Origin of the sequence: uncultured Cellulomonas sp. (assembly GCF_947494015.1) — a bacterium.
Taxonomy (GTDB): Bacteria; Actinomycetota; Actinomycetes; order Actinomycetales; family Cellulomonadaceae; genus Pengzhenrongella.
This window is the reverse complement of record NZ_CANLTL010000016.1, coordinates 91,674-111,031: the sequence shown is the minus strand read 5'-3', so window position 1 is coordinate 111,031 and position 19,358 is coordinate 91,674. Positions and strand designations below refer to the sequence as shown.

The following is a 19,358-nucleotide window of genomic DNA, read 5'->3' as shown; positions in this document are numbered from 1 at the left end:
GGATCATCCTCACCGGCCCGCTCCGCCGCGTCCGCACCCGAGCCCGGCACGTGGCCGCGGCGGTCTGCGGGTCAGGTGGGCGTGAACCAACGCGCCGAGGAGCGCCAGCCCGTTCACCACAAAACAGCACCCCAATGTCGCAGCACGCCGGTTGCTAACAGTGCGACGTGCCGACAACGGCCACGGCGGCCCGCCTGTCGTCGCTGTGCGTGACCTCTTCGTTCATCCCTCGTGGCTACGCGTTGCGGGCACCACGTTCACGCGCTTTGGAGCGTCCACCGCCAACCCCGTGCGTAGCAGCCGGAGATGGTTGACATTGCCCGTTCCGCCGTGGCACTCTCCGACGTAAGATGGTGACGTAAACATTCTGGCCCGCCTCGGTCATCCGGCGCCTCGGTCATCCGGCTGGCGCTCCGCCAATCTCTTGCTTCTCCGCGATAGGCGCGGGGAACGCCCCCAAAGTCCCGTCACGGCGCCTGTATGCGCCGTCGGCCCACCCGGTGTTTTGCTGGCCCGACTCATGGAGAACTGCAATGACGCAGCGAACGGCGCTGTTTCCCACATCGGACGAGGCGCGGCGGCGCCCCTCGATGACAGCCGCGGCGGTGATGGCCAGCGTGCTGGCCGCCGGTGTCTTCCTGACCCCGTCGGCGGTCGCGGCCGAGGTGACGCCCGACGCGGGCGGCGTCCGCGCCGCGGCGCTGGTCGGCTCGCCCACCACGACACTTCCTGCGACGGTCGTGATCGGTGGTCAGGCGGAGCCTGTCACGTGGTCGGCCGTCGACACGTCGACGCCTTACAGCACACAACAGGTGCTGGGGACGCTCGACGGTGGTGACACCGTGGTCGGCCGTGTTGAAGTCGTGCCGGACAGCCTGGTCTACTTCATCGACTCGGGGAGCACGGACTCGTCAGAGTTTGCCGCCGTCGAACAGCTTGCGGGCGGCGAGGGCGGGACGCTCGTCAACACGGTGAGCGACCAGCAGTTCCTCGACGGGGCGACGTGGGGCTACGACGTCGCGGGCAGCCCGGGGGACAGGGACGACTGGGTATCGAAGACGGACGCGGGCAGCTCGAAGGACGCTACCGGCCTGTACGCCGACGACAACCCAGCCGACTACGTGCTCACCCTCGACCCGGGCAAGTACTCGGTCACGGTCGGTGCCTACGAGTGGTGGAACTCCCCGGGGCGCGTCCAGAAGATCGAGGTGGTCTCGCCCAGCGGCACCGTTACGACGGTGACGCCCGGGATGGCGCTGACCAGGAACGCGATCGTCACGGCGAGTGCGGGTTTCGAGGCAACCGAGGCCGGGCAGTACCGGCTGCGGTTCACCGAGGTCTCCGGCGGCTGGCCGGTCGTCAGCTGGGTCGGCGTCGCCGCGGTGGACAGTCTGACGGTGGCCCCGGTCATCGACCCGTCGTCGGGCACGTTCAGCGGGTCGAAGACCGTGACGATCACGAGCGCGACACAGGGCGCGGAGATCTTCTACACCCTGGACGGGTCGACGCCGACAACGGACTCCACCGCGTACACGGGCCCCTTCGCACTGACCCAGAGCGCGACGATCAAGGCCGTCGCGGCCGTTGGGGACGACGTTAGCGACGTCACCACCGCCCAGCTGACGATCGATCAGTGGGCCGCCACAGCGACGCTGTTCAAGACCGAGGGCGAGACCGTCGTCGACGACGTCAAGGTCATCTGGGACGCGGTCGAGGGCGCGGACCGGTTCGTCGTCCTGCGGGACGGGCAGGCGGTCGGTGAGGCCACCGGTGACACGTTCGACGACTACGACCTGCCCGTCGGTCAGTCGGTGAGCTACACGGTCCAGGCGTACCGCGGGGACACACTGCTGGCGACGTCACTTGCGGCGACGGCGACGCCGTTCACGCCGGCCGGGACCCCCGTCGTTTGGGACAACACCACTGGGGGCAACGACCTGGAGCGCCCCCGTGGCGTCGAGGTTGGTGACACCTACTACCTGTACACGACGACGTCGTCCGGCGGCGCGGTCACGATTCTGGAGTCGACGTCCGCCGATGGTTACCAGTTCGGAATGCCGAGAGAGCTGGTCACCCTCGAGGACACCAAGCTTGAGGGCCTCAGCGCCCGCCTCAACCCCGAGACGGGGAATGTCGTCATCGCGGCGCACGCAGAGAACGCGGCCGACTACACCGAGGCGCGGCTCCTCCTGGCCGAGGTCGTCCCCGGCGGAGAGCTCACCGTCACCCACGACGCGCGTCCCCTGAACCGCGACTCGCGGGACATGTCGATCTTCGTCGACGAGGACGGGACCGCCTACGCGATCTCGGCGACGAACACGAACGCTGACATCGCGATCTACCAGCTGAACGAGAACTGGACCGACGTCGCCGAACTGGTGACGATCGCCTTCCAGGGCGAGCACCGAGAGACGCCGACGATCGTCAAGCACGACGGGACCTACTACTTCTTCGGTTCGCGAGCCTCCGGCTGGTACCCGAGTCAGGCGATGTACGCCTCCGCCGAGTCCCTCGACGGTCCGTGGAGCGGGCTGCGCGAGATCGGCAACGCGGCGACCTACGGCACCCAGTCGACCGGGGTCTCGGATTTCGGCAGCGGCACCTACGCGCTCTACGGCTGGCGGTGGGGCTCGAACTTCGCCCAGCCCGAGCCCACCGGCAACTACTCGCGCCTGCTACCGCTCAGCTTCAACAGCGGGTTCGCGACGATGGAGTACTTCACCAGCGTGGAGTACTACGCCGACCACGGCCTCGTCCCGGTCCAGGCGGGGGAGTACGTCTCTCTCGGCAAGAGCGTGACGGTCTCGGTGGACAATGCCCCGGCGAACAACGACGAGTCGGTGATCACCGACGGCGCAGACCTCGCCGGCACCGGGTTCTTCCGCTCCAGCGGCGAGGGAGCCGCGGACGCCTACCCGTTTGACGTGGTCGTCGACCTCGGCGTCGCCACCCGGATCAGCGAAATCGATACCACGACCTTCCTGTACAACGGCTCCGAGGCCGCCTACAAGTACACGATCTCGGGAAGCCTCGACGGCGGGACGTACACCGCGCTCGTGGACGGCAGCCAGAACACGCGTGTCGGCTACCTCATCGACCCGGTCACCGACCCCAACCCGTACCGCTACGTCAAGCTCACGGTGACAAGCGCGGCGAAGGTCGCCGACGGCGGCGGCGTGACCGGCTGGGGCGACGGGCTGTACGAGGTGGCGGTCTTCGGCGAGCCCACGAGCATGCCGCTCGCGGACCTGCGCGGCGGCACCTACTACAGCGCGCAGAGCGTCACCCTGAGCAGCCCCGACGCGTCCGCGGAGATCTACTACACGCTCGACGGCTCGACGCCCACCGCCGCGAGCACGCAGTACACCGGACCCATCGAGCTCACCGAGGTCGGCGACCACGTCCTCAAGGCGGTGGCCGTGTCCGGCAGCACGAGCAGCCCCGTGCTCACCGCCAGCTACTCGATCCGCTCCGGCAACACGCCGGTGAGGGTGGTCGGCACGCCGGCCTACGCCGTGGTGGTCGGCACCGAGCCGGACCTGCCCGAGACGATCGAGGTCGAGACGGCCGACGGCGGCACCTCGCAGGCTCATGTGACTTGGGACCTGGAGGGGCTGACTTTCACCAAGCCGTACAAGACGTACACGATCTATGGCCAGGTAGAGGGGCTCGACGGCTTCGTCACCGGCACGATCGAGACGCTCGCGCCGAACACCATGTGGTACGTGGATTCGGGTACCGCGGGCACCACGTCGAGCGCCTTCACGGGTGCTAAGTGGCTTCTCGGAGACGCCCTGCTCAACGACGTCTCCGACCAGGCGAAGACGGCGACGAACAGCTGGGGATACTCCGGCCAGGACGGCACGGTGCCTGAGGGCACGACCAAGGAGCTGAACGGCCACTACGGGCGCAACGGCGCCGGTAACCCGATCACCTACACCTTGCAGCTGAGCGAGGCCGGGGACTACACGGTCGCGCTCGGGATCCAGGAGTGGTGGTCGGCCGGTGACCGCCAGGTGCAGGCGACACTGGTCGACGCCGCCGGGGTGACCCACCAGATCGTCCAGAGCAGCGTGGGTGACATCTCGGCGTCCGATCGTTCATACAGCATGGCCGGCACGTTCACCCTGCCCGAGTCCGGCGTGGGTACGGTCCAGCTCCGGTTGACCAACCTCACCTGGCAGGGCGCGACCGTGACGTGGTTCGCAGTCGCCGAGGGTGCCCAGACCTGGGACCTGAGCGCAGACACGGTGGCCGCGCCGACGACCGCACCGAGTGCGGCGGCGATCTACGGCAGCGCCCAGCAGATCACGATCACGGCCCCGGAGGGCGCAGTCGTCTATTACACGACGGACGGCAGCACCCCGAGCCGGGTCAACGGCACGCGGTACGACGGCCCGTTCACGCTGTCCAGCTCGGCGGTCGTCAACGCGGTCGCGGTCGGCAACGGTGTCTCGAGCACCGTGACGACGGCCTCGTACACGATCGTCGTCCACGAGGGGGACTACACCTCGGTGCCGGTGGGGCAGCCATGGTTCGACACCGCCGGCAACACCATCCAGGCGCACGGTGGCGGCTTCCTCGAGCACGACGGGTGGTACTACTGGGTCGGTGAGGACAAGTCCCACAACGGGGCGTCCTTCAACGGCACCAGCCTGTACCGGTCGCAGGACCTGCTGAACTGGGAGTTCGTGGATCACATCCTCCTGCCCGAGGCTGAGGGTCTGGACTGCGGTGTCCTCGGCGCGGCGACCTGCAAGGTCGAGCGGCCCAAGCTGCTCTACAACGACGCGACCGACATGTTCGTCCTGTGGGGCCACTGGGAGACGGCTGACTCCTATTCCGCCTCCGAGGTGGTCGTCGCGACGAGCCCGACCATCGACGGCGACTACCAGGTCCTCTACCACGGTCGCCCCGGCGAGGGTGAGGTCTGGGACCTCGAGCAGGAGCACGCGATCGAGGCGCTGATCGCGACGGAAGGTTCTTACGAGGCTGCCGAGCAGGCCTACATCGAGGCGGGCAACACGCCCAACGGGCACCAGTCGCGCGACATGACCGTGTACGAGGACCCGGACGGTGGCGCCTGGCTCATCTCGGCCGAGGCGCACGAGCAGCTGCGCATCTACCCGCTGACGGACGACTACCTCCACGCGGACTACGAGAACTCCTACCCGCTGTTCAACGGGGAGAGCCGCGAGGCGACCGCGGTCGCCGAGGTCGACGGCGTGTTCTACCTGTTCACGTCGGGTCAGTCGGGGTGGTACGCGAACCAGCTGAAGTACGCATACACCACGGACCTGTCGAACCCGGACGGGTGGTCGGAGAACATCAACGTCGGCAACAACACCACGTTCAAGAGCCAGCCCACGTACATCATGGAGCTGGACACGACGGACGGCGGCAGCTCGTTCGTCTACATGGGCGACCGCTGGGTGCCGTCCGCGCTCAGCATGTCGACCTACGTCTGGCTGCCGATGCAGATCGACCCGGCCACGCACGACGTGACGCTTGAGTACACCGACGCATGGTCGCTCGACACGGAGACCGGTCAAATCGACGCGAGCGGCAGCACTTTGCTCTCGGAGGGCAAGCCCGTCAGTGCCACACCCTCGGGGAGCCTGTCGCCCGGGTACACCGACGCCGTCGCCGATCCGGGCGAGGAGCCGCTCGCCAGCGCAGCGGCGGCAGCCAACGACGGCATCGACTACACGACCAGCCCGTACGACAACAGCCACTACTTCTACCCAGGCGACACCACCACGTACACCTGGCAGGTCGACCTCGGTCAGCCGGAGGACCTGAGCCGTGTCGACATCAGCTGGCGCAGCTACAACGGCTCGGAGGCCTACAGCCAGTACGTCCTGTCGGGCAGCAACGACGGGGTGACGTGGACGACGTTGGCGAACCGGTCCTCCAACCGGACGGTCGGGTTCACGTCTGACACGGTCACGGGTCAGTTCCGCTACGTCCAGGTCGCGGTCGACGGTGTGACCAATGACCACAACGGCAGTGCAGCGGGCTGGGCTGCCGGCCTCGTCGAAGTGCAGGTCTACGGCCCGGCGCAGGCTGAGCCCGTGGACACCACTGCGCTGGACGCGGCGATCGCGCAGGCCGAGGCGCTGGTCGAGCAGACGGAAGTCGTCTACACGGCCGAAAGCCTGGCGGGGCTGCGCGAGGCCCTGGACGGGGCGCTGGCCGTTCGCAGTGGTGAATCGTCCCAGTTGGAGGTCGACACCGCCACGGCGGCACTGACGAAGGCCATCGAGGCGCTGGTCGCGGCGACGACGCCCGAGGCTCCCTCGGCCGTGTCGGTGACGGCGGGAGACGGGTCGGTGCTGGTCAGCTGGGTTTCGTCGGCGTCGGACGGCGGGACGCCCGTCACCGGCTACACCGTGACGACGACGGAGGGTGGCGCCGGCTGCTCCACCACCGGCGCCACGACGTGCCGCGTCGAGGGGCTGACGAACGGCACGGCGTACTCCTTCATCGTGACCGCGACCAATGCGGTCGGCACGTCGGAGGCGTCGTTGCCCTCGGCCTGGGTCACCCCCGAGTGGGCTCCTGGGACGAACGACCAGGTCGCGCTCACGGTGAGCACTACCACGGCGTGCGTCGGGAACGCGCCCCGCCTCACGGTGCACCTGCAGAACAACGAGTCGGTGGCTGTGCTCGCACGGGTGACCACGCCACTCGGCGAGAGCAAGAAGCCCGTCCGGCTTGCACCCGGTGAGAGCACGCAGGTGACGTTCAAGGCGGGCGGGTCGCCACTGCCAGGGGGTACCGGAGTGGTGAGCTCCCACCGGATCGGGGGTGGCGCTGGCTTCCAGTCGGAAATGGAGGTGCGCTGGGACGTACTCGCCTGCCGCTGAGTCTGCAGGGGCACCTCAATCCGCACCGGAGGGGAGCTGGGCTGCCTTGAGCTGCCCCTCCCCTCCGGTGTCGGGCCGTGAACTCGTCAAAGACGATGGAGAGAGTGTTGAGACCCACACCACCCAGGACGCGCGGACGATCGATCGTCGCGGGCGCCACCACCGCAGTACTCGGGTTCGGGCTGCTGGCGTCACCGGCAGCCGCCGCCGAAACCTATCCCGAGCTCACCCCCGAGACGCTCGTAGCGAGCGACTTCACGCTGTACTTCGCGAACGTCGGTGCCCAGGTCGTCGACTCCGTCGCGGACGGCGACCACCTGGGGCTGTACCAGACGCTCACCGATCAGCCGTACAGCACCGACGCCCGCACGGGGCACAGCTGGGGCTACGTCGTCGACGCGACCTCAAACCCGGTGGCCAACACGAGCACCGGCAATGACCGGCTGGTGTCCCTCCGCTACGACGACGAGCCGGCCGGCGCGGACCTGCGCACGCGGCAGGTCGCCTACGCCTTTGACCTGCCGTCCGGCACCTACGACCTCACGGTCGGGTTCTCGGTGCCTTCCGGGTGGGGTGGTCGCCAGGTCGTCACGCGCGCCGAGGGCCAGGACCTGGAGACCTTCGACACCGGCACTGGCCCGCTCGAGAAGAGCTACGCCGACGTGCAGGTGTCCGACGGCACCCTCGACGTCGCCGTGGCCAGCCCTGTTGACCGGACGAGCGCCGACGCCGACCCGATGGTCAGCTACGTCATCGTGCGCGCGGATCAGCAGTGGACGGTCCCCGTCCTCGAGGCCCAGATCGCCCGGTTCGCCCTGAGCGACGAGGAGGCGGCCGGGTACGCCCCGGAGAGCGTGGCCGACCTGCGCGCAGCGCTCGACGAGGCGCGCGCACTCGCGGACGCCGGGTCGACGGACGTCGTCGCGATTGAGGCGGCCTACCGAGCGGTGGCCGTCGCCCACGCCGCGCTGCGACCGATCGTCACGTACGACTCCTTCCGTCCGGGCGAGCCATGGCTCGACACCGACGGACGGGTGATCCAGGCCCACGGGGGCCAGGTCGTCCCAGCCACGGACGAGGCGGGTGAGCGGATCTGGTACTGGTACGGCGAGGACCGCTCCAACGGCTACTACGACAGCCCCGGGGTGCACGTGTACTCCTCGCGCGACCTGTACAACTGGACCGACGAGGGACTGGCCCTGCGGGCGATGAGCTCACCGGACCAGTTCACGACCGACGAGTACTTCGCGGGCCTCTATGCCGACTACACCACCGAGCAGCGCGAGGTGGTGTGGCGGGACCTGTCCACCAATTCCGTCCGCACTGACGGCTGGGCGGCGCCGTCGATCCTCGAGCGCCCGAAGGTCATCTACAACGAGACCACGGACCAGTGGGTAATGTGGGTCCACTCCGATGGTCCGGATTCGCCCACGAGCACCTCGACCTACGCTCGCGCCGAGGCGGGCGTCGCGGTGGCCGACTCGCCCACCGGGCCTTTTCGATGGATTGACTCCTACCGCCTTAACAACGTCCCGAGCGACTCGGTGACGTGGTGCGGCACGGGCGCGGCGTTCGACCCCGCCGGCGGCATGGCGCGCGACATGAACCTCTTCGTCGACGATGACGGCACGGCGTACATCATCTACTCGTCCGAGGAGAACCGGACGATGTACATCTCCAAGTTGGACGCCGACTACACCTACCTGTCCGCTGCACCGCAGGACGCCGTCCAGGGGCGGGACTTCGTCCGGACTCTGCCGTGCAACCAGCGTGAGGCGCCGGCGATGTTTAAGTCTCAGGGGACGTACTACCTCATCACCTCCGGTGCGACCGGGTGGGACCCAAACCCGGCCCAGTACGCGACGGCGACCGAGGTCCTGGGTCAGTGGACCGACCGGGGCAACCCGATCACGGGCGAGGGCGCCGCCAACACGTTCCGGTCGCAAAGCACCTCGGTGATCCCCGTGGACCCCGCAACCGGCAGATTCATCTTCATGGGCGACCGCTGGACGCCCGACGACCTAGCCGCGGCCCCGTACGTGTGGCTGCCCATCCGCTTCGGCGAGGGCGGGACGGTCTCCCTCACCGCGCCGCAGGAGTGGGACCTGACCGACCTCGAGCCCTACCAGCGGTGGACGGTCGACACCGCGATGCCAGACCACGTCTGGCTCGGCGACACGCGCGACCTGCCGGCCGAGGTCCGGGTCACCACCGAAGGCACGTCGGTACAGCTACCCGTGACCTGGGACGAGACCACCGTCACCCAGCCGGGGGTGAGCAAGGTGCGCGGCGTGCTAGCCGACGGGCGCACGTTCACCCGGGACGTGCTCGTCGTCCCGCACGATTTGCGCTACGTAGTGAACGCCGGCGGCGCGGAGACGGCCGACTGGCGGCGCATCGTCGACGTCGCCGAGGCCGAAGGAGCGCTGCTCAACTCGCTGCCGGAGCAGCAGCTCGGAGCCGACCCCGTCACAGGGACCAGCTGGGGTTTCACCGGTGCCAGCGGTACCGCGGGAGACGCGGCGGGGGACATCTACAGCACCCTGCGCTATGCCATGGAGAAGCAGCCGCTCGTCTACACCTTCGGCGGGCTGACGCCCGGCACGTACACCGTCCGGGCCGGGTACCACGACCCGTGGCCACAGGCGAACCGCGCCGCCCGGGTCTCGGTGAACGGGGCCATGGTCGACGAGGAGCGGCTGTTCGCGAGCGCGTACACGTCCGGCACCTACGACGGCATCGTCGTCGGCGAAGGCGGGACCATCACGGTGACGATCGAACCTACGAGGTCACCGGACATCCAGGTCAGCTGGCTCATGGTCTCCGCCGTCCCCGCCCCGGAGCCCGATCCCAAGCCGCGGCCGGTGCCGGAGTTCGTCGACGTGAGGGCGGGTGATGCCTTCTACACGGACATCCGCTGGCTCGCCGAGCGCGGTCTGGCCAACGGCACCCGGGTCGGTGACCAGGTGTACTTCTACCCGGCGCATCCCGTCTCTCGGCAGGCGATGGCTGCCTTCCTCTACCGGTACTCCGGAGAGGAGTTCGTGCCGGACGGCGCACCGACGTTCACCGACGTCGGCCCCGACCACCAGTTCTACGTCGCGATCGAGTGGATGGCCGCGCAAGGGCTCGCCCAGGGGTACGACGACGGGACGTTCGGAGCAACGAAGCCGGTGAGCCGGCAGGCGGCGGCAGCATTCCTGCACCGGTTGGCCGGTGAGCCGGCCGTCGGCGGCACCGGGGGCTTCGTCGATGTGCCCGTCGATGACCAGTTCGCCGAGGCCATCGCATGGACCGCGCGCGCCGGTATCGCACAGGGTTACGACGGCGAGGTGTTCGGCAAGACCCGCCCGGTCACCCGGCAGGCGATCGCCGCGTTCCTCCACCGGTACGACACGTTCGTCGGCGTGCTGCGCATCGACGACTGAGCGTGCACCGGGCGGAGCGGGCCGGTGGATCATCCTCACCGGCCCGCTCCGCCGCGTCCGCACCCGAGCCCGGCACGTGGCCGCGGCGGTCTGCGGGTCAGGTACCACGGACTTCGTCGGCGGTGGGCGGGCTTTCCCAGGCAGTCGGCCCGACGCAGGGTACGGGTGCGAGAATTCGAGGACACCGAGGTGTACAGCGCGGTCGCGTACGCGTAGGAGTGGGCCGACCTGCTGTTGCCCGAAGACGCCCACTTGCTGCGGTCGGCCAGCACCACGACCTCACCGGCACACGCGATGAGGGCACGGTCGGTCTGCGCCTCCAGGAGGTTGGGGGTGGTCAGACCGTCGGCTCCTAGGCCGTGGACGCCAAGAAAGAAGCCGGTCAACCCGCAGTTGCCCCAGGGCGGCGTCGGCCACCGGCCCCACCAGCGCATCCGACGGCGTCCGCACGCCACCGGTCAGCACGACATCCAGACCCTGCGCGTCGCCGGACGACTGCGGCATGCGTCCGACGGCGTGCAGAGCGTCCGACACAGGCACGGAGTTCGTCACGACCGTGAGGGGGCGCAGGTGCGACGCAGCCGCGATGGGCTCGGCCAGAGCGTGCGTCGTAGAGCCTGCCGAAAGGGCGATCGACGATTCGGGGTGACGTGGGCCAGCGCTGCACGGGCGATCACCAGCTCCTGAGCCGCGGCCAGCCCGCGCTTCGTCGTAAACCTCTGCTCGTGCGCGGTGTGCTGGCGGGCTCACCGCGCCCCCATACACACGTCGGACGAGCCCCCGGCGGGCGAGCTCGGCGATGTCGCGGCGGACCGTCATGTCTGAGACGTCCAGCGCGGCCACGAGGTCGGTGACCCGCGCAGCACCGCGCGTGCGGACCTCAGCAAGGATCCGCTCCTGACGCTGGGTGGCGAGCATCCAAGCAGTATCCACGCTGAATCCACTGTCACCGAATAACGCATCCGGCGTGCGCCAGGGGACTTCAGCGCAGTCCAAGTCCCTTGATGGCGGTCGCTGCTCAGGAGCCAGTCGCTCTCGTCGCGCTCTCTGCCCGGCGATGAAGCCCGTCTACACCTGCTCCCCAGTTTGCTAGACAGACTCGCCGTCAACCACTACCGTCAGTGTTTACGCAAACAACGACAGCGTGAACATGCTTGGTGCACGACTCCCCGGAGTGCAACGAACGGAACCAACAGTGACGATGACGTCGCCTCTCTCTCCCGCTTCTGCCGGCGGCCCAACAGCCGCCCTTAGCAGCGTCCGTGCGGGAGCCGATCGCCGACTTTTCCGGTGGGCACAAGCGATCGGCCGCGTGTGACAACCGCGCCCGGCCCGCTTGCAGCGTCGAGGACAGTCGCCACAGATGATGCCGTTCCCCGGCGTGGTAACCAGCGCGTCAGTGGCCACAGCCTCCCGACGCTTCAAGCCGACGACGAGTCGGCGCTTGCAGCGGACCGACGAGTCACCCCCTCGTCGCCAGAACTTACGGCCACCCGAAGGCCGACGGGTACTTATGCACAGCAGCTGAGTGCATCGACACCGCCGGAAGGATCGTGAGCGTCCCGCTCACGATGATCGTCACTTCGTGACGGTCGAAACAAGGAGGGATGGAAAGAACAGTGAGAGACAACGCAGCCAGTTCCCCAAAGAGATTGGCGAGGTCCGCGAATCCACCAGCGCTGCCGACGCCGGCACCAAAGCGAAGGGAGTCGTTCATAAGAAGGGCGAGATCGGGAAGCCGGCGCACTTGCATGCTCTCCGGAATCACTGCGATCACCATGATCGCTGGGCTGAGCGCGCCCGCGATGGCTGAAGACGTGCCCCCCTCCGACGAATTCATCGTCGACAACGCGACGGGTCTCGCGTCTGATGGGCAGCCGATGGCCGGACCGGGCCTGGACAACCGCGACATCGACGGGTACTACTACTCAATCGGAGCTGCCCAGATCGATTCATCGGCCGGTGGCGACAGCCTCTACCTGTACAAGGGGACGGACTGGCGCGACAAGGAACTGGTCGGGAAGGTCGCCGGGCCGGACTCAACCTACACCCTGCCCGACGGCACGGTGACCCACCCGCTGGCGAATGCGAAACTCGAGCGAGTCGATTTCGAGCGCGCCCCGACCGGCAAGTACGTGATCTGGGCTCACTGGGAGCTCAAGGCCACCTACAGCGCGTCCGAAGTGATCGTCCTGGCTTCAGACACCCCTGAGGGCCCGTACGAAATCGTGGCAACACACGCCCGACCCGGCGCGAGCATCAACGTCGGCGGGACCGGTGAGGCCGGCACGACCGACTTCGCCCAGGCGATGGGTGATCGTGTCGGACAACTGCGCTCGGACTTTGACACCCAGAACGCCGCAGGCGTATACGACGGGACGCCGCAGGTCCCCGTGCATGGGCGGGACTACCCCCCGCAGATCTCGACATTCCCCAAGCCGTCCGGCCCCCAGTCTGGCGACTACGATCCCAACAAGCCCGCTTCCCGAATCGAAGATGGTCTGTACGGGACGTCGGTGCAGGAGGGGACGTGGTGGATCTACAACTTCAACGATCTCCGCGACGACATGACGCTCAAGGCGACGGCCGTTCGCATGACCCCCTACGACTCCTCGGCGTACGAGGCTGCCCAGGCGGCGGGTCTTAGCCCGAATGCTGGGTCGTACATTGTGCGTTACCCCGCGGCCAAGTCGGACCGGACCAAGGCTGCCGGTATCTCGACCGAAGGATACGAAGGCAAGCTCGGACAGGCATCCACCAACGACGGTATCGCCCTTCCGACCGATGAAGTGCCTGGAGGCGGCGGGCCGGGTGACACTGAGTCGTTCACCGCGTGCGGCGTGGCAGGTCTGTCCTTCAACGTGTCGTACCAGGAGACCGGCTCCGGACAGTTCGTCTGTGACGGCGACACCAGCAACGAGTCTCGCTGGTCCTCATGGAGTAGCTCCAACGCCAGCGCGACCTTCAAGTACGACGCGGGTTTTGTCACCCTCGACAACGCCCAGGTCGTTTTCTCGGAGCAAGCTCCCAGCGGCATCCGCGTGGAAGGACGCACGGCGTCCGGGTCGTGGGCGAAGCTCGGGGAGACGGACACAGGCGGGCAGGTCGGCACCTATGACGTCGCGCTGGGCGCTGAGCAGCCGGTCGACCGGGTGCGTGTCACGATGCAGGGCCAGTGGATGAAGGCGAACGAGATCACCCTCTCTGTCGTGGACGAGATCGGAGAAGCCTCCATCGACGGCATCACCTTCGGTGATTCGACGGTACGCGGATTCAAGTCCGGCACACCGGACTATTCAGTGGCGGTCGCGGATCTTGATGCGATCGGCGAGGTTGCTGCCGTCAACGCCAAGGGTGTGGTCGACATCGAGCAGCCGACTGCCGACAACGGCTACGTCGCCACCGTGAGTGTGGCGACCAGCGCCGATGATCCGGTGGTGAGCAGGACCTACACGGTCACATTTACCGAGCAGCCCGAAGGCGGGGCCGGCGCGTACGATCCGAACACCGAAGACAACACGATCCCGCTCTTGGACGAGATCGACCAGTCGGGTGTCGTGGCCGAACAATACAACGCGGTTGCAGACGACAGTGACCAGCGGCAGGGCCTGGCAGTTCCCGAGATCTCACCTCGAGTCGACGAGAATCAGGGCGTCAACAGCGACAGCGCTTCGGTCGTCGCCAACGCGGGCGACCGGGTGTATGTCACGGCCGACATCAACCTGCAGAACTACAAGGTGATCGTCACCACCGACGGGTCTGATCCTCGGACCAGCGACACCGCCTGGCAGTGGGACAACCGCTATCACGTGCCGGATGTCGGGATCACCGACGGGCTTGTCATCAAGGCAGTGTCGACGAACTTCGACGAGACGGAATTCTCCGACGTAGCGGAAACCTCCTTCACGCTCGCGGGCGAAGGAACGCAGGAATCCGCGGACGTGCCGGTGTTCGATCCGGTGATGACGTTCAAATCGGGCAACTACGCCCTCCCTGAAGAGGGCGGCATGTTCGGTTACGCAGAACTGCGCGTCTTGTCCCCGACGTACAACGCCGAGGTCTACTACACGATGGACGGCGCCGATCCGGTTCCGGCACGCTACGGCCAGAACATCGGCTTCGGCAGTCGTGACTACGCGATGTTCGTGGACGAGGAAAAGTTCGGTGGCGATGGAAAGCCGTATTTCATCACCGGACAGGACCACATCTACATGCGCGTGTGGGGAATGAACGACGACATGACAGCCGTCGATCCCACCAAGCAGTACGACATCAACGTGGCAGAGAGCCGTGAGGCGCCGCAGGCCATTCGCGGTCCAGGTGGTGAGTACGTCTATCTGCTCACCTCCGGCCAGTCGGGCTGGTACAAGAACCAGGCGAAGTATCAGCGCACGGAGGACATCGCTTCCGGGTTCGCCTCGGAACGTGATGGCAACGGGTATCGCAACGGAAAGGATGAGTGGACGAAGCTGCAGCCCTTCGCCGATAACACGACCTACAACAGCCAGGTCGGTGGTGTGTGGAACCTCGGCACGAAGGACGAGCCGGTGTACCTCTTCAACGGAAGTCGCTGGGCGCTCTTCGACCTGGGCGAGGATCTCGCGGACTCCACGACCGTGTGGTTGCCGCTGACGATCGATGACGACGCTGAAGGTCCTGGCGCTGCCACCGGTGAAGAAGTCGTGATTGGACACGATCGCGAGGGCACCGAGGTGAAAGCGGCGACGTATGCGCCGGCGCCGGGCTTGGTGAAGGTAGATTACTCGCAGAAGGTCCGCATCGACCTCGAAGCGGGCATCGTCGAAGGCGGCGATGGCACCGACGAGATCGTGAAAATCGCGACCGATGAGGCCAACCTCGGCGACATCGATCCGAACAATCACACTCCTCGCGTGATCGACTATCAGGATCCGGGGACGTTCTACGAGTGCGACAAGTTCGACCCGGCCGGGCTCTCCGGCGAGACCGAGTGGGTCACCTGCCCGGGCGGTGAGCTCGAGCAGCAGGGCATCATTCGGAACTTCGGAGTCGATCAGGCCTTCAACGGCCTCAAGACGGACGTCAACAACTACGACGGAACGGAAAGCATCTACAAGGGAAGGAACGAGAAGTTCTTCATCACGCTGGACCTCGGTCAGCAGCGCGACCTCACGTCGATCGCCCTGTCGTTCAAGTCGGTCTCGGGGTCGGACAACGCACACCGCTACGCGGTTCTTGGGTCGAATGACAACCAGAACTGGACCAAGATCGTCGACAAGACCAAGAACGACGTGCCCGGATTCATGGGGGACGACCTCTCGGGGAACTCGTACCGATACGTCAAGTTCCAGAACGCCCAGAGCTACGACGTGGTCCACGGGAGTGGCGGTGATTGGTCGCGGGGCCTCTACGAGCTGGAGATCAGTGCGAAGAAGCTCATCCCGCTCGACGTCGTCGCGCTGGAGGCCGCAGTCGGGCAGGGCGCGCTGTTGTCGGAGATGACCGATACCTTCACTGAAGAGTCGCTCGCGGCTCTGACGGAGGCGCTGGCACCTGCGCGGGAGTTGCTGGACACGCTCCAGCACGAAGGCGAGGAGACTGAGCACACCCAGGGCGACGTCGGTGATGTGGCCACACCACTTATCAACGCGATCCGATCTCTTAAGGGTGTCGATGCTGATTCCGGTGCGGCTTTGGCCGTGGTGGATCTCGCTGAGGCGATCGTCGACGGCGAAGCCGCCCTCGCACAGGCTGACGAGTACACTCATGACTCGGTGAGCACGCTGCGCGGGGCGGTCGACAACGGCAAGTCGGTGCTCGATCGTGCCGATGATCCCGCCACGACGCAAGCCGAGGTCGATGCGGCGGCGGGTGCCATCCGCACGGCGATCGATGGACTCGTGAGCGTCATCGACCTGCAGGTCACCGCTGCCAGCACCGTGAAGTGCATCGCCGGCAAGGCCGTCCTGACGGTCAAGGCCACAAACGATGCGGATGCCCCAGTGGGCCTCGTTGCGACGTCGTCGTTTGGTTCGAAGTCGTTCGCGAATGTGGCTGCTGGGAAGAGCGTGAGCCAGGCGTTCTCGACCCGGCTCACGACACTGTATGCCGGTGAGATCTCGGTGGCGGTGTCGCCGTCGTCGGGTGATGTGGGTGCTCACACGATCGCGGTTCCGTACGCGGGGATCGTGTGTAACTAGATGAGGTTGGGTGCCGGGCGCAGTGGCGCTCGGCACCCGCCTCCAAGCTCGTCAGAATGCTCGACCTACGGGTGGGGCTCAACTTGGAGAAGAACAATGGCAAATAATGGTGTTGTATTGCGGGCATCGGCCGCGGTACTTGGCGGGATTCTGCTGACGGGCGTGGCCGGCGCCGCGTTCGCAGAAGACATCGTGGGTGACCCGGATGATGTCGATGTGAATGTGACGATCGAAGAGATCACCGAGCCCGGGGTGCTAGCGATGACTGTCGGCGGGGACTCGGTGTCCCTCGTGGAGGGCGCGTCCACGGACCCTGGGGTGCGGGAGTTCCGCGGACAACTCCCCACAGTGACGGTGAGAGACACTCGCACGGCGGATGAGATTCCTGACGGGGCGTACTGGTATGTGATCGGCACGGCGACCGATTTCGTCGCCGACCCCGGCCAGGAGTCCATCAGCGCGGGGCACTTGGGTTGGACCCCTGAGGTGGAGGATCCGGAAGGCACCGGTGTGGTTGCTCCGGGTGACACTGTGGACACGGTGCTAGATTCCCCGCCGAACAACGTTGGTCTGGTCGGGCAGGAACTGCTCGCGATGGCGTCGACGTCGGAGGAGGCGATCGGGTCGTGGAACGCGACGGCGGATCTGCTGCTGAAGGTCCCGTCGACCGTGGCACCCGGTGGTTACGCCTCGACCTTGACCCTGTCGCTGTTTGAGTAGACGATCGGACCTGGGGCCGGCGTCCGTCGGCTCCAGGTCCCTCGTTGGAGTAGTTCCATTGTCTTCACAGGTCCTGAACGGACGAACGTCCACGATCAGCGCAGCAATCGGTGTGCTTGTTCTACTCGTCGTACTAGTGCTGCAGCCGGCACCCGCGGCGTTCGCCGAGGATACGTCCGACATTACGTGGTCAGTGAGACCTGCAAACCAGTCCGGGCCAGACGGACGATCCTGGGTTGAGCTCGCCCTCGACCCAGGGGATCAAGCCACCGACTACATTGCGGTGAAGAACTTCAGCGACCAGACCGTGGCCTTTAAGACCGATGCGGCTGACGGGTACTTCACCGATGCTGGCCGCTTCGACATGTTGCCCCCAGGGGAGCCCTCCACGGGGGCTGGAACATGGATCACCGTTCAGGACACCGTCACGGTCGAACCGACCGCGACTGCAATAGTCCCGTTCGTGGTCCGCGTTCCCGAAAATGCAGAACCTGGCGACCATGCGGCTGGTGTCGCTGTCTCTATTCGTAGCGAGATCCTGGACGAGGACGGCGCCCGGATCGGGATGGAAAGCAGAGTCGGCTTCCGTGTGATGACCCGAGTCACCGGCACGATCGACCCTGCGGTGGAGTTGGTTGTTCTCGATGCCCAGTACTCGTTGTCCTGGAATCCCTTCAGCCCGGGCCGTGCCAGCATTACCTTCGAGGCACGCAATTCCGGCAACGCCCGCCTGCTATTGCGGGGCACCGTCGACGCTGCCGCCCGCAGCACGTCTTTTCCTGGAGAATCAGAACCGGAGCAAGAGTTACTCCCTGGTGAATCGCGGACGCTGACGGTCACGGTCGAGCAGGCGTGGCCGTTGTTTCTCATCACCGGTGAGATCGACCTGACCCCGGCCGTCATTGCACTCGACGGGTTAGCGGTAGGCATGGACCCCACCGTCGAACCGATCTTGATCTGGGCGATTCCTTGGCCGCAACTGATGGTGTGCGGCGGTGTGCTTCTCCTTATTCTCGGACTGGTTTGGAGTCGAACCCAGTCCCGCCGTAAGACGGCAAAGCTTGTATCGCTCGCACGTGAAGAAGGCCGACGAGCGGCGCTTCACAACGAAGGGGACGCGTGATCTCGTTCACCAACGACTGGACCCAGAGCCTTCCCCTGACGCTCGACTCATCCGATGCGGGCCTCATAACCGGTGACACCAATGGTTTTGATCATGCGCCGAACAATCAGATTTAGATCAACGTGCTCATCACCGAGTCCACATGACCGCCACACTGCAATCAACTCGCGCATCCACAGGACTCGCGGGGCTCGCGGACCTCGGCGGTGTCGCGCTAGCCTCGATCTTTCATCGGGCCGTGGCGTGAAGGTGCGACACGGCGGCCCGGTGTCGTGCGGGCTGGGGCGCCGGTCCACTGCCGGGGGTGTGCTGGGGTCGTCGGGGTAATGGTCGGCGGTCTTAGCCGGGCGCGAGGGCGCCGAGCTTGGCGAGCCCGGCGAGGGTCAGCTTGGCGAATGGTGCGCGGGCCGCGAGGTGCAGGCGCAGGCGGCACCCGGAGCGGGCCACGGTCGCCGGGATGGTGAAGAGCCGGTAGCGGAGCTTCTTGGGTTCCTAGCGGCGGGCGTCGTGCTCGTGCAGGGCGAAGCATCTGCATCCAGGCGGTGATGTCGGCGGCGAGGGCGACGAGGGCGCACCAGATCCGGTTGGCGTTGAAGGAGTGCAGGGGCAGGTTGGCCAGGCCGGTGTCCTTGGCGATCCGGATGCGCGGTCCTCGACCCGGGCCCGGCGGCGGTCGCGTAGCTCCAGGTCCGCGAGCTGACCGCGGGCGGTGTTGGTGGCGAAGGCGGTGATCCGCATCCCCCTCGACGTCCTCGAACCGCAGCTGCGCGCCGGGGTAGGGCCGTTCCTTACGGACGATGACTCGCATCCCGGGCGGCAAGCCGGTCAGGTCCAGCGGGTCGGTGAGCTCGGCGACCCTCGCCCCGTCGCGGACGGTGTCGTGGGCGTCGTAGGGCCCACACCCCGGTCCGGGATGCGCCGCAGCAGGTCAGGGGAAGGTGGAGAGCAACCCACCTGCAACATCCACGTTGCGGGTGGGCCCAAGGCCAAAAGTACTAAGGCGCGACCATAAGACAACGAATCCGATCAAGTCTCATCG

Annotated in this window: 8 protein-coding genes and 1 pseudogene; 5 read left to right on the top strand and 4 right to left on the bottom strand. The window is 66.7% G+C overall.

Features of this window, described 5'->3' with window-relative positions; genetic code table 11:
* Positions 1 to 533 precede the first annotated feature (533 nt).
* Positions 534 to 6,869 (top strand): chitobiase/beta-hexosaminidase C-terminal domain-containing protein, encoded by a 6,336-nt coding sequence (locus tag Q0840_RS16440; protein WP_298461414.1) that lies wholly within the window; start codon positions 534 to 536, stop codon positions 6,867 to 6,869.
* A gap of 107 nt (positions 6,870 to 6,976) precedes the next feature.
* On the top strand, positions 6,977 to 10,297 hold the full coding sequence (locus tag Q0840_RS16435) for an S-layer homology domain-containing protein (protein ID WP_298461411.1): 3,321 nt from the start codon (positions 6,977 to 6,979) through the stop codon (positions 10,295 to 10,297).
* 35 nt (positions 10,298 to 10,332) lie between these two features.
* Here the strand turns inward: Q0840_RS16435 and Q0840_RS16430 are convergent, their stop codons facing one another.
* The 3 genes from Q0840_RS16430 to Q0840_RS16420 form a co-directional block, all read right to left on the bottom strand.
* A complete protein-coding gene (locus Q0840_RS16430; protein WP_298461408.1) occupies positions 10,333 to 10,683 on the bottom strand; it encodes a hypothetical protein in 351 nt (116 codons plus the stop codon).
* Complete coding sequence (locus Q0840_RS16425) at positions 10,577 to 11,215, bottom strand: DeoR/GlpR family DNA-binding transcription regulator (protein WP_298461404.1); 639 nt, start codon at positions 11,213 to 11,215, stop codon at positions 10,577 to 10,579. The genes Q0840_RS16430 and Q0840_RS16425 overlap by 107 nt, the downstream gene beginning before the upstream one ends.
* A gap of 565 nt (positions 11,216 to 11,780) precedes the next feature.
* Complete coding sequence (locus tag Q0840_RS16420) at positions 11,781 to 12,077, bottom strand: hypothetical protein (RefSeq protein WP_298461401.1); 297 nt, start codon at positions 12,075 to 12,077, stop codon at positions 11,781 to 11,783.
* Between Q0840_RS16420 and Q0840_RS16415 the strand changes: the two genes are divergently transcribed.
* From Q0840_RS16415 to Q0840_RS16405, 3 genes are all read left to right on the top strand, one after another.
* Positions 12,076 to 16,476, top strand: coding sequence for a discoidin domain-containing protein (locus tag Q0840_RS16415; RefSeq protein ID WP_298461399.1), 4,401 nt, complete (start codon positions 12,076 to 12,078; stop codon positions 16,474 to 16,476). The two genes, Q0840_RS16420 and Q0840_RS16415, sit on opposite strands and share 2 nt — an antisense overlap.
* 96 nt (positions 16,477 to 16,572) lie before the next feature.
* Positions 16,573 to 17,196: a hypothetical protein gene (locus Q0840_RS16410; protein WP_298461397.1), complete on the top strand. Its 624-nt coding sequence runs from the start codon at positions 16,573 to 16,575 to the stop codon at positions 17,194 to 17,196.
* 112 nt (positions 17,197 to 17,308) lie between these two features.
* The gene (locus Q0840_RS16405) at positions 17,309 to 18,319 is read left to right on the top strand and encodes a WxL protein peptidoglycan domain-containing protein (protein ID WP_367183147.1); all 1,011 of its coding nucleotides are present in this window, start codon (positions 17,309 to 17,311) and stop codon (positions 18,317 to 18,319) included.
* A 339-nt stretch (positions 18,320 to 18,658) separates the two neighbouring features.
* Here the strand turns inward: Q0840_RS16405 and Q0840_RS16400 are convergent.
* Positions 18,659 to 19,190: pseudogene (locus Q0840_RS16400) on the bottom strand (transposase); the annotation flags it as partial.
* Positions 19,191 to 19,358 lie beyond the last annotated feature (168 nt).

What these genes read in the sequence shown, in the direction of transcription:
- Q0840_RS16440 (WP_298461414.1), top strand. Translation starts at nt 534, where the DNA reads ATGACGCAGCGAACGGCGCTGTTTCCCACATCGGACGAGGCGCGGCGG.
- Q0840_RS16425 (WP_298461404.1), bottom strand. Translation starts at nt 11,215, where the DNA reads ATGCTCGCCACCCAGCGTCAGGAGCGGATCCTTGCTGAGGTCCGCACG.
- Q0840_RS16415 (WP_298461399.1), top strand. Translation starts at nt 12,076, where the DNA reads ATGATCGCTGGGCTGAGCGCGCCCGCGATGGCTGAAGACGTGCCCCCC.
- Q0840_RS16420 (WP_298461401.1), bottom strand. Translation starts at nt 12,077, where the DNA reads ATGGTGATCGCAGTGATTCCGGAGAGCATGCAAGTGCGCCGGCTTCCC.
- Q0840_RS16410 (WP_298461397.1), top strand. Translation starts at nt 16,573, where the DNA reads ATGGCAAATAATGGTGTTGTATTGCGGGCATCGGCCGCGGTACTTGGC.